Source organism: Streptomyces sp. NPDC102467, assembly GCF_044765445.1.
Taxonomy (GTDB): domain Bacteria; phylum Actinomycetota; class Actinomycetes; order Streptomycetales; family Streptomycetaceae; genus Streptomyces.
Genome location: NZ_JBIWKA010000030.1, coordinates 48,289 through 54,628 on the forward strand (window position 1 = coordinate 48,289; position 6,340 = coordinate 54,628).

The window sequence follows — 6,340 nt, forward strand, 5'->3', positions numbered from 1 at the left end:
CTACCGCCCCGGGACAGGGGTGAATTCGGGCAGGGCGAGGGCCGAGTGGGCCGGTCGTCCCTCCGCGGACGGCACGGAGGACACGGACGGCACGGCGCTGAGCTTGCGCAGCATGTTGTTGCGCTGCTCCAAAGCCCGGGCGGTGGCCGGGAAGAGCATGGCATCGCCCTCGCCCACCTGATCCTGGTTCACGGTCACGAACTCACGGGTGTCCTGTTCGTAGGCGGCGAAGCCCGCGGCGTGGTCCCGATCGGCCAGGGAACCGGCGAGCATGTACGCGCCGACGAGCGCGAGGCTGGATCCCTGTCCGGTGAGGAACGAGGGCGCGTACGCGGCGTCGCCGACCAGCGCGACCCTGCCGCTGGACCAGCGGGGCAGGCGGATCTGGCTGACCGTGTCGAAGAACAGGTCATCCGCGTCGCGCAGGGCGGCAAGCATGCCCGGGACCTCCCACTCCGCGTCGGCGAAGACCTCGGCGACCAGGTCCCGTTGGGCCGCGGGATTGCGGAACGCGTCGAACGGCGGTTCCGGTCGGGCGAAGTTCAGGAAGGCGTGCACCTCGTCGCTGTCTCCCACGGCGTAGAGTGCCGCGGCCCTGCCCGGGGTGTTCCACATCGTGACTTCGTCCGCGAGCCCGAAGGTGTTGCGCATGGTGAAACCGGCGAAGCAGTAGCCGAGATAGCGGTGGAACTGCTCCTCGGGGCCGAACAGGAACTCGCGGGTACGTGAGTGCAGACCATCCGCGCCGAACACCATGTCGTACGTACGCCTGCTGCCTCCGCGAAAGGTGACCTCGACCCCGTGGCCGGACTGGTCGAGCGTGTCTATGGAGTCGTCGAACATGAACTCCACGTCGTCACGGACCGCCGAATAGAGCGCATCGGTCAGATCCCCGCGCCGCACCTCCAGGTCCTGTCCCGCGACACCGCCGGTGACGGTGTGCGGGTCGACCGAAGCCACCTCGCTGCCGTCCCCATCGAGGAAGGTCAGCCGGCGCAGGTCGATGTGGACGTCCCGCAGCCGCGGCAGGATTCCCATCTTCCGGACGACCTCAAGTGCGGTGCCCCGCACATCGATGGGGTAACCACCGCCCCGAAGCGAGCCCGCCTTCTCGACCACCGTGACCGCGAATCCATGACGGTTCAACCAGAACGCGAGGGCGGGCCCCGCGATGCTGGCCCCGGAGATCAGAACCTTGCGCCTGGGCATGGTCCGGGCATTCCTCAACCGATCGGTGCGGGTCATCCCTTGACTCCTTTGTTCATGGTGCGGGCGACGAACAGGGACAGCGCCGTGACGGCGCCGGCTATGACGAATCCGGTGACGAAAGCCGATTCGGCCGGGACATCCGACCCGGAGCGGGTCCCGGCGGTGAGGATCGCGCCACTGGCCTGCACACCCACGGCGTAACCGAGCACGCGAGTCACCAGGACCAGGCTGGTGGCGATGCCGGTGTCACTTCGGTCGACGGACGTGGCGGTGCTGGTCACCATCGCCGTGACGCACAGACCGTTGGCAAGCGCGATCAGCATCTTGCCGATGACGAGGTGCCAGACCTCGGTGTGCACGGCTGCCAGGGCGATCAGGGCGGCGGCCATGATGACGATCCCGGCGGTGACCACGGCACGCGAGCCGAAACGCCGCGCCCCGATCCCACCGATCGGGCCTGCCAGCGACGCGGCCACGGCGCCCGGCAGCAGGAAGAAGCCGATCTCGGTGGCACTGGCCCCGAAGCCGTACTCACCGGCGGGCACCGCGAACAACTGCGGGACGAGATAGACCGGCACCGAGGTGCCGACACAGATCACGAACGTCAGCACACACGACTTCCACACCGCGGGCCGGGCGAGCATACGCAGATCGACCATCGGCGAGACCGCGCGACGTTCGACGGCTGTCCAGCCCGTCGCGAAGGCGGCCAGAACCACGACGAGGGCGCCGAGCACAAGTGGCTGCGAGGCGATGTCGGGCGCAAGGGCGAGCACGAGCATGAGCGTGACCAGCGTCCCGCTCAAAAGAAGCAGGCCTGCCCAGTCGACCCCGGTGTCGTCCGACCGGCCCGGCGCATCCTGCGGCATCAGCCTGTTCACAAGGAGGGTGGACCCGATGACCGCGATCGTCGGCAGCGCGAACATCCAGTGCCGGGACAGCCCTTCCGCCACGGGCCCGGCCGACAGCGTTCCCGCCATCCCGCCCCCGACGAACAATCCGCTGACCGTCCCGATGGCCACCTTCGACTCGCCCGCGGGAAGGTGTTCGCGCACCAGGATGAACGACAGGGGCAGCGCGCCCACCATCGCCCCCTGGAGTACCTGGCCGAGCAGCAACACCGGCAGGTTCGGTGCCAGGGCCGACACCAGACCACCGGCGGAGACCACCGCCATCAGCCGGATCAGGACCCGTTTCCCGCCGTAGCGGTCCCCTAACTTGCCGGCGATCGGGGTGACGAGAGCGCCGGTGATGAGAAGCACGATGCTGAGCAAGGCCCCTTCGGCGGGGCTCATATCCAGCTCGCGTTGCAGGAGCGGCAGCGTGGGTGTGACCACCGACTCCAAGGCGCCGGTGGCGACTGCCAGCATGCCGAGGGCCCAGACAGCGGCCCTCCCAACGCGGGCCGGGGAAGCCAGAGTTGCGGTCATGAACGTCCTTTCCGTCGTTGCCGTTCGCGCGGGGCGGGGTGTGCGTGGCGCGCCCTGTCGACAGGTCAGAGGGCTTCCGGAGGACTGAACTCGGCGCAGCGAAACCAGAGTTGGCGCGTGCACGGCGCCGCCGAGCTCAGCGGGCGACACGGCTGTGGCATCCGTTGAACAATTACTACACTACACCGTGCAGTGTAGGACGAGAAGCGGCTAAGATGTGCCCATGCCGACCACGAAGACACTGCGCGAGGGGTCCACGCGGAAGCGGGCCGCCATCCTCTCGGCGGCCCGGGAACTGTTCCTCGCCGACGGCTTCGACCGGTCAAGCGTCGACGCGGTCGCCGCCCGGGCCGAGGTGTCCAAGCGGACGGTCTACGACTACTTCGGCGACAAGCAGACGCTGCTGCAGGCAGTCGTCGATGCCGTCGGCCAGTCGATGATCACCACGATCCGGCACACCCTCGACGACACCCTCACCGACCGCACCGAGGGCGCCGACCTGGAGGACGCCCTGGTCACGTTCTCGATGCGCATCGCCACCGACATGCTCGGCTCGGCGGAGTACGCGACGCTGCAACGGCTGGTCCGGGCGGAATCCGGCCACCTGCCGCACCGGGGCTACAACTCCATGGCCGACACCCCCGACGAGGCGATCGCCGACCGGTTCGCCGCCTTCGGCGCGGCCGGGCTGCTCGACGTCCCCGATCCCCGGCTCGCGGCCGACCAGTTCATCGCGCTGACCTTCGGCGTCGCGCTGGACAGGCTCGGTTCCGCGAATGCCGCGGAGGACACCCGCGTCCAGCCCCTCATCGTCGCGGGAGTGCGGACCTTTCTCCGGGCCTACCGAACCGCGTAGGGCCGGGCGGTCTCTGCAAGGCGCGTGAAAGGAAGCAGCGGCGGAAGTGGGGGCGGCGGTAGTAGGGGCCATGGGGACGTTCGCGTTCCGTCGGGCGTCAGGAGGGCGGCGCCCGCGGTCAGCGCCGCGCACAGTCTTCGCCAGGGTCCTCTCTGCATGGGCCGCAGTCTCGCTCGTCCTCACGCGTCGGCGTGGGTTCATTCCCCTACGGACCGCCATGGTGGTCGAGTTCTACAGCAGAAACAGGGGGCGCAGCGTTGCGCTCGGGGGCGTCAGGCGTCGTCGTCCTGGTCCGCTCGGGAGGCGCGCCGCCCCCGCGTGAGTGCCAGAACGCTTCCCGCGACGGCGATCACGGCGATGGCGATGCCGATACTGAGCCCGCCCTCGGTGTCCCAGTAGACGTCTTCCAGGCTGATCAACAGGGCGGCTTCGTCGATGATGAGGGCCACGCCCACCCCGTAGGCGAGCCCCATCCAGGCGCGTGCCCGCGCCGAGCGTTCGACCAGGCCTGCCGCGCCGACCACGATGAGCAACAGGATTCCCCACACGTAGTGGTGCAGGTGGACTCCGCCGGCCTCCATGTCACCGACCCCGGCCACGTCGATGTGGATGAGCCATGTGAGCAGCCGCATTCCGCCGAAGGTGAGCGTGAACCCCCACCAGGCCAGCACGAATCCGCGGCGCTTGGGAGAGATGCCGGGCAGCAGACGCAGCCAGGGAGAGGGCCGTTCTGTCCGCCCTGGCTGTGAGGGGCCGGAAGGCTGTGACGACATCAGGCAGGTCCTCCCGGCTCGGTCGCCGCGAATTTCTGGATCAGCGTCGCCATGACATCCGGCGCGCTGTAGTGGGCCGCATGGGCTGCGCCCGGGATCTCTGCCGTGCGTCCGTCGCCGACCAGGCCTGCCACCCGCCGGATCCAGGACCGGGAGGCGATGGGGTCGCCCGCTCCGCGTACGACGAGCGTCGGCACGCGGACCTGCGCCAGGTTCGCCTCGAACGACTCGGCCGAGTCCCGCAGGGCATGGCGGAACGAGGCAGCACAGCGCAAGGGGCCGGTCACCAGGTAGTCGGACGCGGCCACCGCGAGCAGACGAAGGGGCTCACGGGGCGCGTCGCGGAGCAGGCGGGCACAGTGGTGCCGGCCCGACGCGCCCGGGTCGAGTGCCGGACCGACCAGGACCAGCCGGCGCACCATGCGCGGGTTGCTGGCGGCCAATGCCGCGGCCACCTGGCAGCCGACCGAGTTGGCCACCAGGAGACTCGGCGCCAGGGCGAGGCTGCGGTGCCAGTGCGCCAGGGCCAGGGCGAGTTGCCTGACATCGGGCGCTCGGGCAACGGCGGCGCGCGAACGCGCGGTGCCCGGCAGGTCGGGCACCAGCACGGCCGCCCCGCGCTCGGCGAGCCGGCGTGCGAGCGGCACGAAGTACCGCCCCGAGAGCCCGAGCCCATGTACGAGCACCACGGCAGGGGCGCCGCTGCGGGGCAGCACCCCGAACCTGCGGGTGAAGAGCCCGGCCTCTGTCATCCGATCCACCGGTCCACCATCACACCGCCATCACCCCTCACAGGCCTCGCCCGTTGCGACTCCTCCGGGCAGAAGGAACTACCACCCTTGGGACGCGGCAAATGGAGGGAAGCGGGAACTGCCCAGTGGGCTGTGCAGCGCTACTTGGGGCCGTGGCGCAGCAGGCGGTCGCTGTGGCGTTGGAGGACGGCCTGCGCCTCTGCCGGGGAGTGACTGCCCGCCAGGACGTGGACCGTGAGGCCGTCGGCCAGGGCGAGGAGCGTCTGCGCTTCGTGATCCGCGTCGAGGTGCGGAAGGATTTCCCCGGTGTCCTGGCCGTACCTGACGAGCCACGCGATGAGGTCGTGGAGCTTGGCATACGTGTCACGCAGGACGGCGGCCAATGTGTCGTTGGCGGGGGCGGAGGTGACAAAGGCCAGCCAGACATGTGCCTGCGTCTTGGATGCGTCGTCGAGCAGGGCGAGTTCGGCCAGGGTGTGAGCCAGCAGGGTCGATGCGGCCTGGGGTGTGGAGGTGGCGGCGATGCGTTGGCCGGCGCGCTCGCTGACGTACTGGGAAATGTGCTCCAGGGCGAAGAGCAGCATGTCTTCCTTGGTGCGGAAGCAGCGCTGGACAGCGCCCATGGACACCTCGGCCTGGGCAGCGACGTCGCGGAGGCTGACGGCCTCCATGCCGGAGCGCGCGATCAAGGTACAGACGGCCTCGGCGATCCGCCGGCGCCGCTCGTCATAGTCCACCTGCTTGGGCACATTTTTCCCTTCCGTTTTCTGATGCACTTGCATCGTAACCGACTTCCCCCCACGATGTGATGCAGTCGCATCACAACGATGCACGACACCGGAAGGGACGGCTCATCGTGACGAAGCAGTTCGAGACGTCGGACAACAAGGCAGGCCAGGGGCTGCTGTGGCTGTTCGGCGCCATCCTCGCCATTCAAGGCTTCGGCTCCGCCATCACGGAAGCCGGGTGGGATACGAGCTTTGGTGTCGCCGGCCTACTGCGGGCAGCACAGGCGCCAGGGTGGGTGACGCTCCTGGTCGGCTTCGCGGGTGTGGTGCTGCTCGGCATGGCGGCGCGCGGCCACTACAGGAGGAAGCGAACGAACCGCTGACCGTGAGAAGTCCCCGGGCCGACCGACGAGTTGAATAACTCCGGACATGTATGGCGGATCTCGCGGCCGCGCCTGACGTCGACCCGACAGGCAACGCCGCCCGGAAGCCCTAGCTGTATTGACCCGTGAGGTTGGGGACGCGGCTGACGGGTGGTTGGCCTTTCAGCGCGGTGTGTCCGCGGTGGTGATTGTAGGTGTGCAGCCAGTCG

General features: G+C 69.1%; 7 protein-coding genes and 1 pseudogene. 2 read left to right on the forward strand and 6 right to left on the reverse strand.

The features are described 5' to 3' along the window. Positions 1–1,245 (reverse strand): FAD-dependent monooxygenase, encoded by a 1,245-nt coding sequence (locus ACIREE_RS39810; protein WP_404164018.1) that lies wholly within the window; start codon positions 1,243–1,245, stop codon positions 1–3. Then, the gene (locus tag ACIREE_RS39815; protein WP_404164021.1) at positions 1,242–2,639 is read right to left on the reverse strand and encodes an MFS transporter; all 1,398 of its coding nucleotides are present in this window, start codon (positions 2,637–2,639) and stop codon (positions 1,242–1,244) included. The genes ACIREE_RS39810 and ACIREE_RS39815 overlap by 4 nt, the downstream gene beginning before the upstream one ends. 223 nt (positions 2,640–2,862) lie before the next feature. On the opposite strand from ACIREE_RS39815, the gene ACIREE_RS39820 reads away from it, so the two are divergent. Next, positions 2,863–3,495 (forward strand): TetR/AcrR family transcriptional regulator, encoded by a 633-nt coding sequence (locus ACIREE_RS39820; protein WP_404164022.1) that lies wholly within the window; start codon positions 2,863–2,865, stop codon positions 3,493–3,495. Positions 3,496–3,767: 272 nt separating this feature from the next. Here ACIREE_RS39820 and ACIREE_RS39825 read toward each other — a convergent pair whose 3' ends face one another. From ACIREE_RS39825 to ACIREE_RS39835, 3 genes are all read right to left on the reverse strand, one after another. Further along, complete coding sequence (locus tag ACIREE_RS39825) at positions 3,768–4,268, reverse strand: hypothetical protein (RefSeq protein WP_404164025.1); 501 nt, start codon at positions 4,266–4,268, stop codon at positions 3,768–3,770. Further along, positions 4,268–5,020 (reverse strand): alpha/beta fold hydrolase, encoded by a 753-nt coding sequence (locus tag ACIREE_RS39830; RefSeq protein ID WP_404164036.1) that lies wholly within the window; start codon positions 5,018–5,020, stop codon positions 4,268–4,270. The genes ACIREE_RS39825 and ACIREE_RS39830 overlap by 1 nt, the downstream gene beginning before the upstream one ends. Positions 5,021–5,160: 140 nt before the next feature. Beyond that, positions 5,161–5,769: a TetR/AcrR family transcriptional regulator gene (locus ACIREE_RS39835; RefSeq protein WP_404164028.1), complete on the reverse strand. Its 609-nt coding sequence runs from the start codon at positions 5,767–5,769 to the stop codon at positions 5,161–5,163. Between the two features lie 107 nt (positions 5,770–5,876). On the opposite strand from ACIREE_RS39835, the gene ACIREE_RS39840 reads away from it, so the two are divergent. Continuing rightward, a complete protein-coding gene (locus ACIREE_RS39840; RefSeq protein ID WP_404164030.1) occupies positions 5,877–6,131 on the forward strand; it encodes a hypothetical protein in 255 nt (84 codons plus the stop codon). Positions 6,132–6,240: 109 nt separating this feature from the next. On the opposite strand, the pseudogene ACIREE_RS39845 reads toward ACIREE_RS39840, so the two are convergent. Further along, positions 6,241–6,340 (reverse strand): annotated as a pseudogene (locus ACIREE_RS39845) (IS481 family transposase); the annotation flags it as partial.

Coding starts and splice junctions, on each gene's coding strand:
- ACIREE_RS39810 (WP_404164018.1), bottom strand. CDS start 1,245: ATGACCCGCACCGATCGGTTGAGGAATGCCCGGACCATGCCCAGGCGC.
- ACIREE_RS39815 (WP_404164021.1), bottom strand. CDS start 2,639: ATGACCGCAACTCTGGCTTCCCCGGCCCGCGTTGGGAGGGCCGCTGTC.
- ACIREE_RS39820 (WP_404164022.1), top strand. CDS start 2,863: ATGCCGACCACGAAGACACTGCGCGAGGGGTCCACGCGGAAGCGGGCC.
- ACIREE_RS39825 (WP_404164025.1), bottom strand. CDS start 4,268: ATGTCGTCACAGCCTTCCGGCCCCTCACAGCCAGGGCGGACAGAACGG.
- ACIREE_RS39830 (WP_404164036.1), bottom strand. CDS start 5,020: ATGACAGAGGCCGGGCTCTTCACCCGCAGGTTCGGGGTGCTGCCCCGC.